Source organism: Sedimentibacter sp. (assembly GCF_038562225.1).
In the GTDB taxonomy this organism is placed as follows: Bacteria; Bacillota; Clostridia; order Tissierellales; family Sedimentibacteraceae; genus Sedimentibacter.
Genome location: NZ_JBCFAS010000001.1, coordinates 1,271,253 through 1,290,207, shown reverse-complemented (window position 1 = coordinate 1,290,207; position 18,955 = coordinate 1,271,253). Strand labels below are relative to the sequence as shown.

General features: G+C 43.2%; 18 protein-coding genes. 13 read left to right on the top strand and 5 right to left on the bottom strand.

Annotation, left to right across the window (positions count from 1 at the left end; translation table 11 throughout):
- Positions 1 to 27: 27 nt before the first annotated feature.
- A complete protein-coding gene (locus tag AAGU76_RS06100; protein ID WP_342484555.1) occupies positions 28 to 951 on the bottom strand; it encodes a hypothetical protein in 924 nt (307 codons plus the stop codon).
- Positions 952 to 1,233: 282 nt separating this feature from the next.
- Here AAGU76_RS06100 and AAGU76_RS06095 point away from each other — a divergent pair, with 282 nt between their 5' ends.
- The 9 genes from AAGU76_RS06095 to citC all read left to right on the top strand — a co-directional run bounded on the left by AAGU76_RS06095 (position 1,234) and on the right by citC (position 10,204).
- Entirely contained in the window at positions 1,234 to 1,455 is a 222-nt protein-coding gene (locus tag AAGU76_RS06095; protein WP_342484554.1) for a YdbC family protein, read from the top strand.
- Positions 1,456 to 1,553: 98 nt separating this feature from the next.
- Positions 1,554 to 3,146: a sensor histidine kinase gene (locus AAGU76_RS06090; RefSeq protein WP_342484553.1), complete on the top strand. Its 1,593-nt coding sequence runs from the start codon at positions 1,554 to 1,556 to the stop codon at positions 3,144 to 3,146.
- On the top strand, positions 3,124 to 3,813 hold the full coding sequence (locus AAGU76_RS06085; protein WP_342484552.1) for a response regulator: 690 nt from the start codon (positions 3,124 to 3,126) through the stop codon (positions 3,811 to 3,813). Before AAGU76_RS06090 ends, AAGU76_RS06085 begins: the two co-directional genes overlap by 23 nt.
- A 189-nt stretch (positions 3,814 to 4,002) precedes the next feature.
- Positions 4,003 to 5,175 (top strand): malic enzyme-like NAD(P)-binding protein, encoded by a 1,173-nt coding sequence (locus AAGU76_RS06080; RefSeq protein ID WP_342484551.1) that lies wholly within the window; start codon positions 4,003 to 4,005, stop codon positions 5,173 to 5,175.
- 27 nt (positions 5,176 to 5,202) lie between these two features.
- Positions 5,203 to 6,489: a 2-hydroxycarboxylate transporter family protein gene (locus AAGU76_RS06075; RefSeq protein ID WP_342484550.1), complete on the top strand. Its 1,287-nt coding sequence runs from the start codon at positions 5,203 to 5,205 to the stop codon at positions 6,487 to 6,489.
- Between the two features lie 129 nt (positions 6,490 to 6,618).
- On the top strand, positions 6,619 to 6,894 hold the full coding sequence (citD, locus tag AAGU76_RS06070) for a citrate lyase acyl carrier protein (RefSeq protein ID WP_342484549.1): 276 nt from the start codon (positions 6,619 to 6,621) through the stop codon (positions 6,892 to 6,894).
- Entirely contained in the window at positions 6,891 to 7,757 is an 867-nt protein-coding gene (locus AAGU76_RS06065) for an aldolase/citrate lyase family protein (protein ID WP_342484548.1), read from the top strand. The genes citD and AAGU76_RS06065 overlap by 4 nt, the downstream gene beginning before the upstream one ends.
- Positions 7,754 to 9,160 (top strand): citrate lyase subunit alpha, encoded by a 1,407-nt coding sequence (gene citF, locus AAGU76_RS06060; RefSeq protein WP_342484547.1) that lies wholly within the window; start codon positions 7,754 to 7,756, stop codon positions 9,158 to 9,160. The genes AAGU76_RS06065 and citF overlap by 4 nt, the downstream gene beginning before the upstream one ends.
- A 9-nt stretch (positions 9,161 to 9,169) precedes the next feature.
- Positions 9,170 to 10,204 (top strand): [citrate (pro-3S)-lyase] ligase, encoded by a 1,035-nt coding sequence (citC, locus tag AAGU76_RS06055; protein ID WP_342484546.1) that lies wholly within the window; start codon positions 9,170 to 9,172, stop codon positions 10,202 to 10,204.
- Positions 10,205 to 10,249: 45 nt separating this feature from the next.
- Here citC and AAGU76_RS06050 read toward each other — a convergent pair whose 3' ends face one another.
- Genes AAGU76_RS06050 through AAGU76_RS06040 form a run of 3 tightly spaced genes read right to left on the bottom strand, consistent with a single transcriptional unit; the run spans position 10,250 to position 13,591 of the window.
- On the bottom strand, positions 10,250 to 12,130 hold the full coding sequence (locus tag AAGU76_RS06050; RefSeq protein WP_342484545.1) for a carbohydrate-binding domain-containing protein: 1,881 nt from the start codon (positions 12,128 to 12,130) through the stop codon (positions 10,250 to 10,252).
- 10 nt (positions 12,131 to 12,140) lie between these two features.
- Entirely contained in the window at positions 12,141 to 12,815 is a 675-nt protein-coding gene (locus tag AAGU76_RS06045; protein ID WP_342484544.1) for a DUF4956 domain-containing protein, read from the bottom strand.
- The gene (locus tag AAGU76_RS06040) at positions 12,797 to 13,591 is read right to left on the bottom strand and encodes a polyphosphate polymerase domain-containing protein (protein WP_342484543.1); all 795 of its coding nucleotides are present in this window, start codon (positions 13,589 to 13,591) and stop codon (positions 12,797 to 12,799) included. The genes AAGU76_RS06045 and AAGU76_RS06040 overlap by 19 nt, the downstream gene beginning before the upstream one ends.
- 297 nt (positions 13,592 to 13,888) lie before the next feature.
- Between AAGU76_RS06040 and AAGU76_RS06035 the strand changes: the two genes are divergently transcribed.
- The gene (locus tag AAGU76_RS06035; RefSeq protein ID WP_342484542.1) at positions 13,889 to 15,280 is read left to right on the top strand and encodes a sodium:alanine symporter family protein; all 1,392 of its coding nucleotides are present in this window, start codon (positions 13,889 to 13,891) and stop codon (positions 15,278 to 15,280) included.
- A gap of 112 nt (positions 15,281 to 15,392) precedes the next feature.
- On the top strand, positions 15,393 to 16,076 hold the full coding sequence (locus AAGU76_RS06030; RefSeq protein WP_342484541.1) for a Crp/Fnr family transcriptional regulator: 684 nt from the start codon (positions 15,393 to 15,395) through the stop codon (positions 16,074 to 16,076).
- A gap of 33 nt (positions 16,077 to 16,109) precedes the next feature.
- Here AAGU76_RS06030 and AAGU76_RS06025 read toward each other — a convergent pair whose 3' ends face one another.
- Positions 16,110 to 16,562, bottom strand: a complete 453-nt coding sequence (locus AAGU76_RS06025) for a hypothetical protein (protein WP_342484540.1) — start codon at positions 16,560 to 16,562, stop codon at positions 16,110 to 16,112.
- A gap of 244 nt (positions 16,563 to 16,806) precedes the next feature.
- Between AAGU76_RS06025 and AAGU76_RS06020 the strand changes: the two genes are divergently transcribed.
- Together AAGU76_RS06020 and AAGU76_RS06015 are read left to right on the top strand one after the other, a co-directional pair.
- Positions 16,807 to 17,502 carry a response regulator transcription factor gene (locus AAGU76_RS06020; RefSeq protein WP_342484539.1) on the top strand — a complete coding sequence of 232 codons (696 nt, stop codon included), beginning with the start codon at positions 16,807 to 16,809 and terminating at the stop codon, positions 17,500 to 17,502.
- Entirely contained in the window at positions 17,492 to 18,943 is a 1,452-nt protein-coding gene (locus AAGU76_RS06015) for a HAMP domain-containing sensor histidine kinase (protein WP_342484538.1), read from the top strand. Before AAGU76_RS06020 ends, AAGU76_RS06015 begins: the two co-directional genes overlap by 11 nt.
- Positions 18,944 to 18,955: the final 12 nt, after the last annotated feature.

Genomic DNA, 18,955 nt, shown 5'->3' with positions numbered 1-18,955 from the left:
GAAAAGAGATTAATAAAAATACTGAGATTATTTTCTCAGTATTTTTTCTTTCAAGTCTTCCAAAGCTTCCTTGTAGCGTCTGGATTTTATGTCCGGAAACGCATGGAGAAGCCTTTTCTGTCCAAAGAATGAACTTGCCAGGATTTCATCCTTCTTTTCATTCATCTGGAGTATATTTGATTTCATGTCTTCAATTTTATGTGCCACGGCTTTCTTTCTGCCTTCGATGCTGTCTTCAACGGAAGAAATCTTTTCTTCTATTGATTCACCAACCAATGAGAGTTTTTCTTCGATAATATCGCTGACGGCATCTCTCTGTTCCCTGAAGTTGGTCTTAAGCTCTCCGCTTATCTCTACCAATGCAAGGCTTTCCTCTGAAATTCTCTCCGCCAGTTCGTCGGAAACAGATCTTATTTTTGCAGCCATGTCATTGATCTGTCTAAGCTGTTTGTTGAGTTTCAGCACAGACTGAACAGTTGCCAGCACATCCACAAAAATGACCGCCAGCAATATGCCAAGGACGATTTGACCTGCGTCGATGTTTAAATGGGATACTAACCTCTCTGTCATGGGATGTATGATGTTGATGATTATGAGGCATGCCGTCCCCCACATCAGTGAAAACTTAAGGCATATGTATCCCCTGATGTTGAAGGGACAGTCTGAATAGTCCCACCACCTGCTGTTGAAAGACTTTTCCAGTATCCAGCCCGTAATGAACTCCAGAACTGACGTAAGAAATACGCTGCCAAAGTACAGGAGCAGCAGGTTTTCTTTCACAGGCGTTAAAATTCCGGTTACCGCAAGAACGCCGAATCCGTATATGGGGCATATAGGGCCGTTTAAGAAACCCCGGTTTACAAATTCGCCTGTGCTTACGGCGGCATAGACAACCTCCAGGCACCAGCCCAGGAAGGCATAAATTACAAAATACCATAAATAAGAGTACATGTTAAACCTCGCTTGAGTATGAAATTATTAGTGCAATAGAAAATACAAAGTCTAACGGCTTTGTGCCGTATATTTATTTCATCGGTGCAAGTAATGATTTACAGCTTACCATAGATATACAATATAACGGCAAGATAAAACTTATCTTAAATTGTACTAAATATTTACATATTTATCATCTGTTATTTGAAATTTAAATTTGACCGGTGTTGAATATGGTGTATAATTATTGTGCATCATAAACATAAAACAAAAGATGATGCTGAAGAAAGGAGAGTCGCAATGGCTGAATTCAAATATGAAATAGTTGAAGAAATCGCTCAGGTTTCCGAGTCTGCAAAGGGATGGACGAAGGAACTTAACCTTATTAGCTGGAACGACAGAAGCCCTAAGTACGACCTGAGGGAGTGGTCGCCGGACCATGAAAAGATGGGAAAAGGAATAACATTATCCAAAGAGGAACTCATAAGCCTGAGGGAAGTGCTGAACAAACTTGACCTGTAAAGATGCAGCCTATGGCTGCTTTTTTAACGCATAGTATTTTTGCTGTTGTTTATTTGCGATTTATGGTAGAATAGAAAAAACAGTAAAGGGATCGTTACATGAAATTAAGAACGCAAATCATACTATTCTTCACCATGATTTTATCCATTTCAGTGGCAAGCATCATGCTTCTTTCATACTATCAGATGAAAGTTATCCTGAACGATCAGCTGGAAGAAAAGCTGTTCCATATAGCGTATTACACAGCTGAAGACACCATGGTGAAGGATGCCTTGTCCGAAAATGAGCTTAATCCTGAATTGAATGAGCACATCGAAATCATAAGAAAAAAAACAAAGGTTGACTTTATAGTTGTTTTCAACATGGACAGAATAAGATTTACCCATCCCAATCAGGAAAACATAGGAAGACTTTTCAAAGGCGGCGACGAAGTGCGGGTGCTTACAACCGCAGAAGAATATGTTTCCAAGGCTGAAGGAACCCTGGGAGTTTCCATGAGGGCCTTTGTTCCTGTATTTGCCTATGGGCGGCAGGTGGGAGCAGTAAGTGTTGGAAGCACCATCAATGAAATCAACAAATCCATCAACCGCAATATACAGCAGTTTTATCCCCTTATTCTTATCGGGCTTGTAGTCGGAATTTACATGTCTGCAATACTTGCTGCCAACATCAAGAATGAAATCCTGGGACTGGAGCCTAAGGAAATAACGCTCATGTTCAAGGAAAAGGATGCTATACTTGAAAATGTCAGAGAAGGAATAATAACTCTTGACGACAAGGGAAAGCTCATTCAGATAAACAAGGAGGCTTCACGCATTCTTGGAATAGGCAAGGAGGATTTGGGTCTTAATGCCGAAGAATTTCTGCAGCATAACAAGTTCTATGAAGTCATGAAAGACGGTGAGGTTATGCATAATGAGGAAGTAAAGATAAGGCCGGGCCTTTCAATACTCTGCAACAGCAGTATTCTGAAGAATGACAAGAACAAGGTTATAGGAAAGGTTGTAAGCTTCAGAGACCTGACCGAAGTGAAGAACATGGCTGAGGAATTAACGGGAGTAAAGAAGATGGCATGGTCTCTCAGGGCCAACAACCATGAATTCATGAACAAGCTTCATACTATTTCAGGGCTTATACAGCTGTGCGAATATGATCAGGCGCTGAAATACATTTCTTCCACGGCAAGCAGCAGGACGGCAATCACTGATATCATAACAGGAAACATTAAGCCATCCTCCGTATCGGCTCTGCTTCTGGCAAAGTACTACAAGGCTGAAGAACAGAGGGTAAAGCTTGAAATAGACCGGGAGTCCAAACTGGTAAGCCTTCCGGACCGCATGAGCGAAAGCGATTTGGAATCGGTAATAGGAAACCTTATCGAAAATTCTCTGGATGCAGTAAGTGTTGACGGAACCGGGAAAATATACTTCAAGATAAACGAAGCTGAAGGCAGGCTGATAATTGAAGTGAAAGACAACGGTCCGGGAATTCCCGAAAATATAAGGGAGAGGATATATGAACCCAGATTCAGCACTAAATCCGGCCAAAGAGGCTATGGCATGTTTATTGTCAAGAGCATCATAGACCGTGTGAGCGGAAGAATCTCCCTGTCAGTATCGGGAGGGACATCATGGTATATAGAAATTCCTATGGAAAGCGGTGAAGAGCATGATACAGGTAATGATAATTGAAGACGACCCAATGGTAAGGGATATCAATTCGAAGTTTCTAAAAAAGGTAGACGGATTCAAGCTGGTTAAGTCTGCCGCAAGTCTCACCGAAGCCAGGGAGTTTATGAAAAACGGAAGTGCTGACCTTATTCTGCTGGACATATATCTTCCCAAAGAAAACGGAATTGACTTTCTGAAGGAAATAAGGAGCGAAGGAATCTGTTCTGACGTGATACTCATCACAGCAGACAAAACAAGCACCATGATTCAGGAGGCATTCCGCTACGGAGCGGTTGACTATCTCATAAAGCCTTTTACGCTGGAGAGATTCAGGGAATCATTGGAAAAGTACAGGGAAATGTTTAAAGGGTTCAAAAATTCCAGCACCATCGAGCAGGATGATCTTGACAAGTACATTTCTAAGATTTGTGCAGCATCCGAGAAGAGCAGTGATGATGAACCGGAAAAAGGAATCAACAAATATACTTACAAGATAGTGTGGCTTGAGGTAGAATCCTGCAGCGATGAATACAAAACTGCCGAGGAGATTTCTGCGGCGTCAGGAGTAGCCAGGGTAACGGTGCGTAAATACCTTGACTACATGGAAAAAGAGGGAAAGGTTGTCAAGACCATCGAGTATGGTAAAATCGGAAGACCCCTTTATAAATACAAAATGATAAAACATTGATTTGATCGGATACGAGGACCTCGACTATTTGAGGTCTTTTTATTTTACCTCCGTTATGAAAACGTTAATTTTATATCAAAAAAAATTAAATGAACAAAACTTTTTTAAAAGTCCGTAATATTTACGAAAGCCAGTTGGAATGATATTATTACGACATAAATTAATTCATGTTATAGGGAGGAAAACGATTTGAATTATTTTGAAGAAAGCTTGAAACTGCACGAAAAATACAAGGGGAAAATTGAGGTGGTCTCAAAGCTGAAACTTGAGACAAGAGATGACTTAAGCCTTGCATACACTCCCGGAGTGGCAGAGCCTTGCAGAAAAATTCACGAAAACGAGGAAGATGTTTACAAATTCACTTCCAAGGGAAACATAGTGGCTGTAGTAACCGACGGAACAGCTGTGCTCGGTCTGGGTGACATAGGACCAAAGGCGGCACTTCCCGTTATGGAGGGAAAATCAATATTGTTCAAGGAATTTGCAGGAGTTGATGCATTCCCCATATGCCTTGACACCAAGAATGTTGATGAAATAGTAAATGCTGTGAAATTGATCGCACCGGGTCTCGGCGGAATAAATCTTGAGGACATAGGAGCTCCCAGGTGCTTTGAAATAGAAAATAAACTGAAAAAAATACTGGATATACCGGTATTCCACGACGACCAGCACGGAACAGCCATAGTTGTCCTTGCGGGCTTGATTAATGCCCTGAAGATTGTAAGCAAGAAAATTGAAGACCTTAAAATCGTTATAAACGGTGCAGGTGCTGCAGGTACAGCCATTGCAAATCTTCTTATGGCTGCAGGAGCAAAGAATATAATAGTTTGCGACAGAACAGGAGCCATCTATAAGGAAAGGGAAAAATTAAACGAGGCAAAGAAGGAACTTGCCCAAACAACAAATCCCGAAAACGAAAAAGGAAGTCTGGCAGATGTAATGACCGGAGCAGATGTGTTCATAGGTGTATCATCAGCAGATGCAGTTAAACCGGAGATGGTAAAATCCATGGGCAAGGATCCCATTATCCTGGCTATGGCTAATCCTACTCCTGAGATATTGCCGGATGAGGCAAAAAAAGCTGGAGCCAGAATTGTCGGAACAGGCCGCTCAGACTTTCCGAACCAGATAAACAACGTTCTTGTGTTTCCTGGAGTGTTCAGAGGAGCTCTGGATGTGAGGGCAAAAGAAATAAATCTTGAAATGAAGCTTGCTGCTGCATATGCCATTGCAGATTACATCCATGAAGATGAACTTAGCGAAGACAACATTATTCCCAGCGCCCTTGACAAGGGAGTTGCCAAAGCGGTAGCAAAAGCCATTGCTGAAGCTGCCCACAAGTCTGGTGCAGCAAGGATATAATTAAATAATAATTTTTGGGAGGAAATTATGAAAGATTACAAGATTATGGGAATAAGCCTACCGGTTTATTTCATGTTGCTGGCTGTTCTGTTAATAGCCATGGTATTGGATGTGCTTCCGACAGGCATGATAGGAGCTTTTGCATTCACAATGCTTATCGGTGCTCTTCTTGATGTGGTTGGAAACAACACACCTGTAGTAAAAACATTTTTCGGCGGCGGGCCAATAGTAATTATTTTTGCATCGTCTGCAATGGTATATTACAATCTGATTCCTGCTTCTGTATCAGAAAACGTAAAAACATTCATGAAAGGCGGAGGATTTCTTGATTTCTACATTGCTGCACTTATAACAGGTTCAATTCTCGGAATGAGCAAGAAACTTCTTATTAAGGCAGCTGTAAGATACTTTCCCACAATTATCGGTGGTGTTACTGTAGCTCTGGGTTTTGTTGCTCTGGGAGGCATGCTGTTCGGACAGTCTCCGGCAGAATCAATTGCCTACATTGGAATTCCCATAATGGGAGGGGGCATGGGTGCAGGAGCTGTACCTATTTCAGAAGTGTTTTCACAAGGCCTTGGGATTCCATCCGAAACCATACTGTCTAAGCTGGTTCCGGCTGTAGCTCTTGGAAATGCCATGGCTATAGTGTTCGGAGGACTTCTGGACAAATTGGGTAAAATAAGACCTGAACTCAGCGGAAATGGAAAGCTCATGGACATCGGAGAAGAAGAACTGAAGATGACAGAGAAAAAGGAAGATCTTACCCTGACAGATTACGGAATAGGAATTTTGATTGCAACATCATTCTTTGGTCTGGGCAATATAATAGCATACTTGTTTGACACATATGCAGGTCTTGACGTCCATACATATGCATGGATGATCATATCAGTTGCATTGGCTAAAGCATTCAACCTGTTGCCCCAAAAATATGAAACTGCTTGCGCCGGTTGGTATCAGTTTGTTGCAAAGAACTGGACTTCAGCCTTGCTGGTTGGAATAGGCATTGCCTACACAGACCTTGGTCAGGTCATATCAGCGTTCTCTCCTGTTTACCTGGTTCTTGTGTTCCTGGTAGTTCTTGGAGCAGTGGTTGGATCAGCTCTCGTAGGTAAGCTTGTAGGTTTCTATCCCATAGAAGCGGCAATTACAGCCGGGCTTTGCATGGCCAATATGGGAGGAACAGGAGACGTGGCTGTGCTTACCGCCGCACACAGAATGGAGTTAATGCCTTTCGCACAGATTTCTTCAAGGCTTGGAGGAGCATTCATCATACTCATGGCTACATTCCTGGTGCAGGTTTTCTTCTGATAATTATATAAAACAAAAATAAGCTCACCTGTTAAGGTGGGCTTTGCACATTTTTAATTATATGTTAGTATTTAATTTAAGCTGGAACGAATGGGTCGAATTCGTTTCACGAGGATGAAAGGAGCAATTATGGAAATTAAAAGGAGCGCATCGGCCGGAACCCTGGAGTCAAGCGATATACTGGTACAGGTGGAACCATATGGCAACGGTATTGAAATAGAACTTCAATCCGTGGTTATGGAACAGTTCGGAGATGATATTGAAAGAACCGTAAGAGAAGTTCTGAAGGAATTCAATGTGACAAGCGGGAAGTTCAGGCTAAAGGACAGAGGGGCAGTGGAGTGCGTCATAAGAGCAAGGGTTGAAACTGCCGTAAAAAGAGCAGAAGGAGCTGATAATCAATGAGAAGGAGTATGATGTTCATACCTGGAAACAACTCTGGCATGCTGCTGAACGCTGATGCCCTTGGAGCGGACAGCGTAATCTTTGACCTGGAGGACGCGGTTTCCCCTGCAGAAAAGGATTCAGCAAGAATCCTTGTGAGAAACGCCATGAAATATTTAAACTTTTCGGGATGCGAAATAATAATAAGAATAAACTCCATAGATACTCAGTTTTGGAAAAAGGACCTGGACGAAGTGATTCCCATGAAGCCTGACATGATTATGCTTCCAAAGTCAGGCACCGCAGACCATGTGAAGGCTGTAGCCTCTTATATGAAGGAAGTTGAGGAAAAAAACGGTGTAGACCGTGAGACAGCGATCATACCGCTCATAGAAACGGCTCTTGGTGTTGAAAATGCCTTTGAGATAGCCACGTCAAACAGCCGCGTAAAGGCAATTTTTCTTGGGGGCGAAGATTTGACAGCTGACCTTCGCTGCAAGAGAACAAAAAAAGGCGATGAGATTTTCTACAGCCGCGGCAGGATTGTGATGGCAGCCAGGGCTGCAGGAATAGCTGCTTACGACACTCCGTTCACGGATGTAGAGGATGAGGAAGGGCTCAGACTTGACGCAGAATTCGCCAAGGGGCTGGGATTCACCGGAAAGGCTGTTATATCGCCGAGACACGTCATGTGCATAAACGAGGTTTTCAGTCCTACAGCAGAAGAAATTGAGTATGCAATGGAAGTCATGGAAATCATAAAGACTGCAAAAGAACAGGGTAAGGGAGCAATTTCGCTTCGGGGCAAGATGATCGACGCGCCCATAGTGGAAAGGGCAAGGCAGACACTGGAAGCAGCGAAGTCTTTGGGAGGTATACAATGAGCAAACTGGTTAAATCTCTTAGGGAAGCCATACAATTGTGCGGGCTTAAGGACGGGATGAGGATTTCATTTCACCATCATTTAAGAAACGGCGACCACGTTCTGAACATGGTTATGGAAGAAGTTTCAGACATGGGCTACAGAGACCTGACAGTCAATGCAAGTTCCGTGTTCGACATACACGCTCCCCTGGTTGGTCACATCAAGAACAAGGTTGTAACAGGACTTGAAGTCAACTACATGGGAGGAGCCGTTGGAAGAGAAATATCATCGGGCATAATGGAAAAGCCTGTTGACTTCAGAAGCCACGGAGGACGCCCAAGCCACATCGAATCAGGCATAACTCCTATCGACATAGCGTTCATCGCAGCCCCTTCATCAGACAATATGGGCAACTGTTCCGGAAAGTACGGCAAATCAGCCTGTGGTTCTCTTGGCTATGCCTTTGCTGATGCCATGAATGCCAAAAAGGTTGTGATAATTACCGACAATCTTGTGGATTATCCATTAGATGATTTTTCCATAAGTGAAACGTATGTGGATTATGTGGTTTGTGTCGACAAGATAGGAGACCCCACAGGAATCGTTTCAGGAACAACAAAGATCACAAGGGATCCTGTTGGTCTTATGATGGCATCCTATGCAACAAAAGTAATACAGCACTCCGGTCTTCTGAAGGACGGCTTTTCATTTCAGACGGGTGCTGGAGGAGCGTCCCTGGCAGTGGCGAAGTACCTGAAGGAAATAATGCTCAAGGAAAACATAAAAGGAAGCTTCGGCATGGGCGGAATCACCGGGTACCTTGTGGATATGCTTGAAGAAGGATGCTTTCAATCTCTCATGGACGTTCAGTGCTTTGACTTACGAGCTGTAAAATCCATACGCGAAAATCCAAGACACAGGGAAGTGACAGCCTCACACTATGCAAGCCCCACAGCCAAAAGCGCCATAGTGGACAGCCTTGATGCAGTCATTCTTGGAGCAACTCAGATTGATACGGACTTCAACGTAAATGTGCATACAGACTCAAACGGATACATAATGGGAGGTTCAGGAGGTCACAGCGACACAGCGGCAGGAGCAAAGCTTACGATGATTGTGGCTCCGCTTACAAGAGCAAGGCTGTCAATAGTCGTAGACAAGGTTCTGTGCGTATCAACTCCCGGAAACACCGTGGATGTGCTGGTGACACAAAGAGGTATTGCCGTAAATCCTCTCAGGAAGGACCTTGAACAAAGGCTGAAGGACGCAGGTCTGCCAGTAACTGATATCCATGACCTGAAAAAACTTGCTGAAGGCATAACAGGTGTTCCTAAAAAAATAACCCTTGGAAACCGTGCTGTGGCCAACGTTATTTACCGGGACGGAAAGATAATTGATACCATAAAAAACACACTGAAGTAAGGAAATGCTATGGTCTATGAACAATATTACGAAGACTTCGGTTATCCCATGACAGGCAAAAAGCTTCAGCAGCTTAAGGATTTTCTTAAAGAGGAAGCTCTGGACTACGATGAGGGCATTGAATTTACTGTAAATCTATGTGACCGCAAAGGTGATATAGCTGCCACAGGTTCAATTGAAGGCAGTACCTTAAAATGCATTGCGGTATCCGAAAAGTTCCAGGGAGAAGGCCTTGCTGCCAGGATAGTGAGTGTCATTGTTTCAGAAGCATCATCAATGGGCAGAACGCACCTCATGCTTTTTACAAAGCCGGAAAATACTCACATATTCAAAGATCTTGGTTTTTATCTGATTTCTGAAACAAAGGGCGCTGCTCTCATGGAAAATCAAAAAAACGGAATTGCAAGTTACGTGAGGTCTCTGAAACCAGAAACAGACTATGATGAAACAGGAGCAATCGTATTAAACTGCAACCCTTTTACATGCGGTCACCTGTACCTTGCTGAAGAAGCATCCAGGAGCTGTGACTTTCTGCATCTCTTCGTGGTTTCCGAAGACAGGAGCATATTTCCTGCAGCTGCAAGGTATGAGCTTGTGAAAAAAGGAGTTGAACATCTTAAAAATGTGGCGGTTCATCAAACTTCAGACTATTTGATTTCCTCCGCCACATTTCCAACGTACTTCCTGAAGGATAAATTCAAGGCAGGAGAAATCAACTGCATTTTGGATCTAACCATATTCTGCGATTACTTTGTGAAAATACTTGGCATTACGAAGAGATTTGTGGGCACGGAGCCCTTTGACAAGGTTACGGCATCATATAACGAGCAGATGAAGGACATTTTACAAAGACGCGGCATCCGGGTAGTTGAAGTGGAAAGATATCAAAAGGAAGGTCACGTGGTCAGCGCATCTTGGGTAAGGCAGCTGATGGCTCAGAAAGACTACGAAGAAATAAAAAAAATAGTGCCCAAAACCACCTATGACTTTCTCTTGTCGGAAGAAGGACAGAAAATTGCCGGGGAAATAAGAAATAGCATGTAAATGTAAACAAAAATGATGAGCTTTCACTCATCATTTTTTGTTATTCTATACGGTATCATCTGAACCGCTGCTTTCAGTGGTTTTCTGTGTGGCCCCGCTGGTGCCGTCAGGCGCTGTTCTCTCGGGCATCTGAGGCATCTGTCCGTCAGGTCTTTGTGGTCTTTGGCCGTCTGCAGGCATCTGTCCGTCTGTTCCCGGCATCATTTTACCGCCGCGTCCTCCCGGGCCGAATCCTCCGGCAGTTACTTCACTGCCTGTTTCAGATATGGACAGGACATTTTTTGTAAGGGTGAAATCAGCAGTCTTTGTTCCGTTTTCATAGTCTCCGTCTGCATACAATCCGTTAGTGGAACTTCCTGTGCTTGTTCCGCCTGTGAAAAGCTGGTATGCTGCGTCAAGCGCCAAGTCCGGAGAGCTTACCAACACTGCCTGATAGTCTTTGGAAGGAGCATATGATGCTATGGATTTTCCGCTTCCATCCTGAATGTTTACGAGCGTTCCTGCCTTCTGAAGCTGTGAATAAACTACCAGCACCGAATTTTGTGAAGATGAAGATGATGGAGTCTGAACCATTCCCGCACTTCCTGCGGCTATTAAGAGGCCGCCGGTTATTTCAAAGGCTGAGTCGTAGTCAAGGGAACCGTTGCCGCTGCTTGTAGGACCGTCTACTATAACAGTACCGCCGCTCATGTATATGGAGCCGTTTGCGTCGAGACCGTCGCCTGAAGCATTTACATAGATGTTTCCGCCTGAAATTGAAAGCTTGTAGTCTGAAGATGCTGCGAATGTGTCCTGTCCGGGTCTTCCTGTCACAGATGAGCTGTCCTTGCCTCCTGCCACGTTTATTCCGTCATCCTGGGCATTAAGCCTAATGCTGCCCCCGCTTATGTTAACAACGGCGCTTTCAATTCCTTCATAGCTGTTTAATATTTCGATTGTTCCGCCGCTTATGTCAATAGATGCATCAGCGTGTATTCCGTCATCCTCTGCATTGATTGTGATATTTCCTCCGTAAATGGCCACAGTACTGTTTGAATGGATTGAGTCCACAGTTGAGGTAATGTTGAACTCTCCGTCAAATATAATCAGTTCTTTTTCTGCCTGCAGGCCGCTGGAGCCGGCTGTTATTTCAAAGGTGCCGCTTTCAAGTACTATGTTTCCCTTGTCAGCATCAGTGTCATTTGTTGATTTGATCCCGTCGCCTTTGGCATTGATCGTAATGTGGGAATCTTTTACGGCAACCAGGTCTTTTCCGAGAATACCGTCATCAACTGAATTGATGATGATTGTTCCTCCGGTAACCTTCAAATCGTCTTTTCCTGCTATGCCGTTGTTGTAGTTTGCGTTAACGGTCAATGTTCCTGAACCGTTGACAGTCAGGTCATCCTTGCTGAAAATCGCAGCATTGGGCTCGTCTTCTCCTTCCGCCAGCTCGTATGAGCTGCCGTCTGTCATAGAGTTTTGAGTGTCCTTTGCAAGCGACAGCACTACTTTTTCAGCGCTTTTTACATAGATTGGGGAACTGTCCGAACAGCTAATGTCTGCCCCGTTTAAGATTATTCTCACGGTGCCTTTGCCTGCGTCATCAATGACTATCTGGCCATCAAGTGTTCCGCTTAGGACATAAGTTCCTGCAGCGGTAATGGTGACAGTATTTCCATCGACCTTTGCACCGCTGCCCGTTACTTCGGCTGTTGTGGTGTTCAGGTTGATGTAAACAGGATTTTGTTCTTCCCAGTCTGAATAGTAATCGTCATCATCATATTCAACCAGGTTCTGTGACATGGTCTTAATGTTCAGTTCCACATTCTTGGTTTCGGTTTCGGATGAGACTGGTGTCTGTGTTGTTGTGTTTGCGCTGCATGATATGAGTAGCGCAGTGCTCATTAACAGAGCTGTTAATTTGTATTTCAATTTTGTTTTCATGTCTTTCTCCTTATAATTCGTCGTTTTGAGCATGTTTTCTGCTGCATACTATAGTAAGATTACCATTTCTGCATCTGATATCATCTATGAATGATTTCTCTTCAGCAGGATTTTTCAGCACCACGTTGTAATGTAGCTCAAACATGCTTCCAAGGTTGGTGGTTTTCACTTTTGTGAGACTTGAAGATTTTGTGTATTTTTCAAATAAGTCATCAAATACTTCGGAATAGTCAAGGTTTTCGGGAATTGTGACTTTCATCATCCTCTCGGTCTGATCACCGTCGCCGAAACCGGTTCTGTAAAGAATCATGAAAATGAGACATATTGCTGCAGTCACAGCAGCTGCAAATGTCAGAAATCCCATACCTGTAGCTATGCCAACTGCCATTGCGAAAAATATGAAACTTATTTCCTTTGAACTTCCGGGTACGGACCTGAACCTAACAAGGCTGAATGACCCCATTACGGCAACCCCTGTGCCAAGGTTTCCGTTGACCATCATTATGACTATTTGAATGAGTACCGGCATCAGCGCCAGTGTTATTGCGAAATTTTTTGTGTATGTCTTGCTTGACATGTATGTGTAAGATATTGCCAGGCCCAGTATCAGTGATACCGCCAGGCAAGCAGTTGCGTTTGTAACAGACAGCGTATCAGTTGCTGATGTTAAGATGCTTGTAAACATTTAAGGTTCCTCCAGTTTGTTTTATTGTTGTTTTCTTCATCGCAGCATTGTTGCTCCTGCACTATGTGCTCGGTAGTGCTTTCGTTTATAAGGTCCTGTTTGTAAATTACTCCGTATTTAGAGAATGAAGACGGATAAATGCAAAGCTCTGAAAGTATGCGTGCCAGCCACATGGGAAGCGCATTGGTTGTTTTAATTTCCATAAGGTAACCGCTAAAGCCGTCCAGTGCTTTTCCGTAGTCTCCTTTTTTCATGTCCAGATCGAAACTTCTGCTCCTGATGTCTATGTCAAAGGTTATTCTTAAGTCTTCATCTTCCTTGCCGAAGAGGGCAACCCTGTCGTATGCTACAAAGACTTTTTTCTTCGGCTTGTAGTAGTTTAGAAAATAGTCTATCTCATTGAGAATTTGACTGTCCAGTCCAGGTTTCACGCCGTGTTCAAGATAATCTTCAGCCTCCTTGAGGCTTAAGGATACTCTGCGTTTGAACACTGTACTGTCGCATTTTTTCTTTATCTCCAGAAAAACCTTGCTGCCATCATTGGGAACACCATAGCTTCTTAGTCTGAGTTTTTCCTTGTATTGAGGTTTCTCTATTGAATTTCTCACAAGGTCGTACCTGTCAGTATCGTAATAAATGTTGCAAATGGTGTGAAGACCGTATGCATCTATAGTCATGTATGGTTCTATCAGCTGAAAAAACTGGTTGAACTTTTCTTCCGAAAGTAGATATTTTTTTTCTATTCGCTCAAATACGTAATTTGTTTTATTTCCCATAACTTACCTCCGTTCTTTAACAATATGATAGGGCTCAAATGTGTTAAACAAGTGAAGATAAAATGATGGTTAGGTGATGAATTAATTTAAGTGACAAAATCAGTTTAATAAAAACAGAAACTAGACTCATAAAAACATTTTTCTGAATGTCGAACGAATAGTTTGAAATGTGAAATTAATATCACAATTTTAGCGAAAATACCAGTTGAATTTGGTCATGCTTTATACTATAATTAAGGCAAACGTTTCTAATAAAACGTTTGCGTCATGATAAATAAATGGGAGGTTAAAAAAGAAATGGAAGGAATTGCTCAATTAGTAACAAAGATCGATGGATGGCTGTGGGGATGGCCGCTTGTAATTTTGTTGTTCGGAACTCATCTATACTTAACATTCCGCCTTAAGTTCATCCAAAAACACATTGGTAAAGCAATTAAACTTTCAGTAACAAAAGATGAGCTGGCCACAGGCGACGTAAGCCAGTTCAGCGCTCTTGCAACAGCTTTGGCAGCTACAATCGGAACAGGAAACATTGTCGGTGTTGCTACCGCCATAGCATTAGGCGGACCGGGTGCCGTTTTCTGGACATGGATGACAGGTGTGTTCGGTATTGCAACAAAGTACGCAGAGTCTCTTCTTTCTGTTAAGTACAGAGTGAAGACAGCTGACGGAACCATGGCAGGAGGACCTATGTACGTATTGGAATACGGCATGAAGAACAAGCCTCTTGCATATGCTTTTGCTTTCTTCGGAAGCATCGCAGCATTTGGTATCGGTAACACAGTTCAGGCAAACTCAATCTCCGGAATGATGAACACCCAGTTTGGAACTCCTACATGGGTTACAGGTATCGGATTGGCAGTGCTTACCGGTATCGTTATCATAGGTGGAGTTAAGAGAATCGCCAGCGTTTGCGATAAGCTAGTTCCATTCATGGCAGTATTCTATGTTATTGGATGCGCAATAATCCTGACAATGACATTCAAGACAATTCCTGCTACAATCGGATTGATAGTATCCAACGCATTTACGGGAACAGCAGCTGTGGGAGGATTTGCAGGTTCAACAATCATGCTTACTGCAAGATACGGGGTTGCAAGAGGATTGTTCTCCAACGAATCCGGTCTTGGTAGCGCTCCAATAGTTGCAGCAGCTGCACAGACAAGAAACCCTGTAAGGCAGGCACTGGTTGCTTCAACAGGAACATTCTGGGATACTGTAATCGTGTGTGCAATCACAGGTATTACAATAGTAAATACAGGTTTGTGGAATACGGGACTTAACGGCGGAGCTCTAACAAATGCCGCTTTCGGAAACATCCCTGTTATAGGACCAATCGTTCTTACAATCGGTCTTCTGACATTCGTATTCTCAACCATTCTTGGATGGTCATACTACGGAGAAAAATGCGTAGAGTATCTGTTCCATTCAAAGAAAGCAATACTTCCTTACAGAATTATTTACACAGTAGCTGTATACTTTGGAGCAGTTATGTCTCTGGCATTTGTTTGGGACCTGGCAGACCTGTTCAACGGCCTGATGGCAATTCCAAACATCATTTCGCTGATTGCCTTGTCTAACGTTATAGTAAAAGAAACCAAGGATTATCTGTGGGATGACCATCTTGACAAGATAACCGACGAAGTAATGGTAGAACTTGACAGCAATATGATGGCTAAATCCAAATAGAAACAACAGTATTAACCCCTTTTATCAGACAAAATCTGAAGAAGGGGTTTTTTATGTTGTTAAAAAGGTTCATCTGGTATAATATATTAATATAATGCGTATGGGGGTTGCCATGTTGAATGATAAAGAACTTACGAATATGTTTCACGGTTTGAACTTTTGGGATAAATTAAGTCCCTCAGAAAAGGAACTTATAAAAAATAACATTACAGAGGTAAAGTATTCAAAGGGAGAAAACCTGCACAGCGCCGACAATGAGTGCCTGGGTCTATTGCTTGTTCAAAGCGGGGAGCTGAGAGTGTATATATTATCCGAAGACGGAAGGGAAGTAACACTCTACAGGCTGTCACAAGGTGATTCCTGTGTGCTGTCGGCTTCGTGCATACTCAGCAACATCACGTTTGATGTGTTTATAGATGCAGAAAGCGACACGGATGTGCTGCTGCTCAATATAGCTGCCTTCAGCCAGCTGACCCAAAGCAATGTGCATGTTGAAAACTTCGCACTGAAAAATGCCGTCGACAGATTTTCGGACGTTATGTGGGCCATAGAGCAGATACTGTTCACAAGTTTTGATAAAAGGCTTGCAACATTTCTTATTGACGAATCTTCAAAAAACAGGTCAACCGAAATACGGCTGACTCACGAGCAGATTGCCAAGTACATGGGGAGCGCCAGGGAAGTAGTATCAAGGATGCTGAAGAATTTTGAATCCCGGGGCATTTTGAAGCTCTCAAGAGGGATGATACAAATAAACGACAAGGATAAGCTGAAGGAGATGCTGAGAAAGTTCTGATAAAAAAAACCTGGATCAAATCCAGGTTTCTCTTTATTGCCAGTTTGAACCGCCTAAACCGCCGCCGAATCCTCCGCAGCCTCTGCCGCCGCCGAATCCTCTGCCGTTGCCAAGGCCCATCATGCCTCTGCCGCCGCCGGTACCATTGCCAAGGCAAGCTTCCTGTCTAAGTTGTATGTTTTCATATATCGCATCTGCTTCTTCCTGAGTGATAGCGCCTTCAGCTACCTTTTGATCCAGGAACTCTTTGTGGCTTTTCAGCATTTCGTCCCTGAATTCTTCCCACTGACCTTCATCATATGCAATCTGTCCGTAAGTAAGACCGGTAGCGGTTCTTTCCTCAGCAACCTCCTGGGCTGTCTTGCCTGTGAGATTTGCCACTATGTCTGCCGGCGAGCTTACCGAATATGCGAAAGCTGTAAGCGATGTGGCAGCCAGAGCCAGAACCAGCAGGCCCACCAATAAAATCTTTTTGTGTTTTTTCATATCAATTCCTCCTACAATATATTTTGTTTTTGTTTATGCTACAAATATAAAAAACAAATGTGGCAAAACTGTGTCTTTTTTATAGAAAATCTATGGATTTTTCATCTGAAGAAAACATATTTTTGCCACACATTAATTTATATATATGGTATAATAGGTATACAGATGAAAGAAAGGCCAAAGCTGTAAGAAGCTGTTTGGCCATACACTTAAGTATAACACTTAAAAGAAAAGAGGTGATGTTATGGCAGTTATGCTCATTGCTGACGACAACAGGCAGATTACTTCAATACTGGAAGGCTATGCAAAAAATGAAGGCTACGATGTAAAGACAGCTTACAACGGCAGGGAAGCCCTGAGAAATTTTGAAAAGCACAATCCTGACATTATACTGCTTGACGTCATGATGCCGGAAATGGATGGATTTGAAGTATGCCGGGAAATCAGAAGGCAGTCAAACGTTCCTATAATAATGATTACCGCCAGGGGCGAGGATTTCGAAAGAATCATGGGCCTTGACATTGGCGCTGATGATTACATAGTGAAGCCGTTTTCGCCTGCTGAAGTTATGGCCAGGGTCAGGGCAATAATGAGAAGGATTATGACTGACGACAAAAAAACAAATCAGGTGTTTTCCTTTGACAACCTTAAAATCAATATGAACGATTACATCGTGACCATAGACAACAAAAATGTTTCGCTTACAAAAAAAGAAATTGAAATATTGTGGACACTGGTATCAAACAAGAACAAGGTGTTCACAAGGGACAATCTGCTGAACAGCCTTTGGGGATATGATTACTACGGTGACAACAGAACAGTGGATTCTCACATAAAACGGCTAAGATCCAAACTTGATGAGTTCGACCATGAAAACTGGGACATTAAGACCATCTGGGGCGTGGGATACAAATTTGAGGTGAAGTCAGATGAAAAATAAGATTGCAAGAAAACTCATAGCTTATTTCTCAGCATCTCTCCTCATATTTTCTGTGGTCATCGGCGGAATTTTCATGAGCCTGTTTAAGAACTACACCATAGAAATTCATAAGAAGGACATTGAAAACAGGGCTGTGACCATAGCAAGGACCATTTCTGAGCTCATGGGCAGCGCCCCTTCGTATGGCGGAATGGGCATGGGAATGGGAGGCATGATGCAGGGAAGCCTTGGTTCATATCTAAGAAATGTGGATGACATAGCCATGGCTGATGTGTGGATTGTGGATGAAAATCTGAATCTTCTGACAGTGGGGCCTATGTCGCAGATGCATTACTCCTATTCAGACCTTCCGGAGGATGCTGACATTGTTGTGAAGGAAGTGTTCCGGGGCAGCACTACGTTCAGCGAAGGGTTCAGCGACCTTCTCAGGTCATCGACGCTGACGGTGGGGACGCCGATTGTGTCGGGCAGTGAAATAATCGGAGCTCTTCTCATACATTCGCCGGTGGAAGGAATGAACACTGCCATTTTCAGCGGTTTTAAGATGCTGGTGGTGAGCATATTCATGGCGCTTGTCCTTTCAACCGTTGTTTCGGTATTCCTGGCAATGTCGTTTACCAGACCTTTGAAGAAGATGAAGAACACCGCCCTGTTGCTTGCAGAAGGTGATTATACCGCAAAGACCGGTATAATCCAGGACGACGAAATCGGGGAGCTGGCATCAACAATAGATGTATTGAGCGAAAGGCTTGACAGGGCAAGTCATGAAAGCGAAACGCTGCAAAAGCAGAGGCAGGATTTCATCACTAACATTTCGCATGAGCTCCGGACTCCGGTCACCGTCATAAGAGGATCGCTGGAAGCAATTTGCGACGGCATCGTGAAGGAGCCGGAGCAGGTAAAGGAATACAACAAGCAGATGCTCAGTGAAAGCAAGAGCCTTGAAAGGCTGGTAAATGACCTTCTGGAACTCTCCAGGCTTCAGAACGCGGACTTTAAAATCGACATGCATGAAATAAACCTTTGCGACGTCATAAACGACGCAGTCAGAAGTGCTTCCAACATGGCCAGGAAGAAGAACATAATCATCGACTACGCTAAGGATTTGGACATTATGATTATAAAGGGTGACTACGGCAGACTCAGGCAGATGTTTATGATAGTAATTGACAATGCAATAAAATTTTCAAAGGAAAACAGCATAATATACATTTCATTAAACAACAATATTGTAACGGTAAAAGACCATGGAATAGGTATATCCAAGGAAGATATGCCGTACATATTCAACCGCTACTACAGGATAAAATCAGAAGAAAATAAGACAGGAACAGGCTTGGGACTTACCATTGCACAGCAGATAGCCAACAGGCACAACGTTGAAATGGATGCTGAAAGCGAGCCAGGTATGGGAACAAGCTTTATGTTCAAATTCAAGTGACAGAGAGGAAGA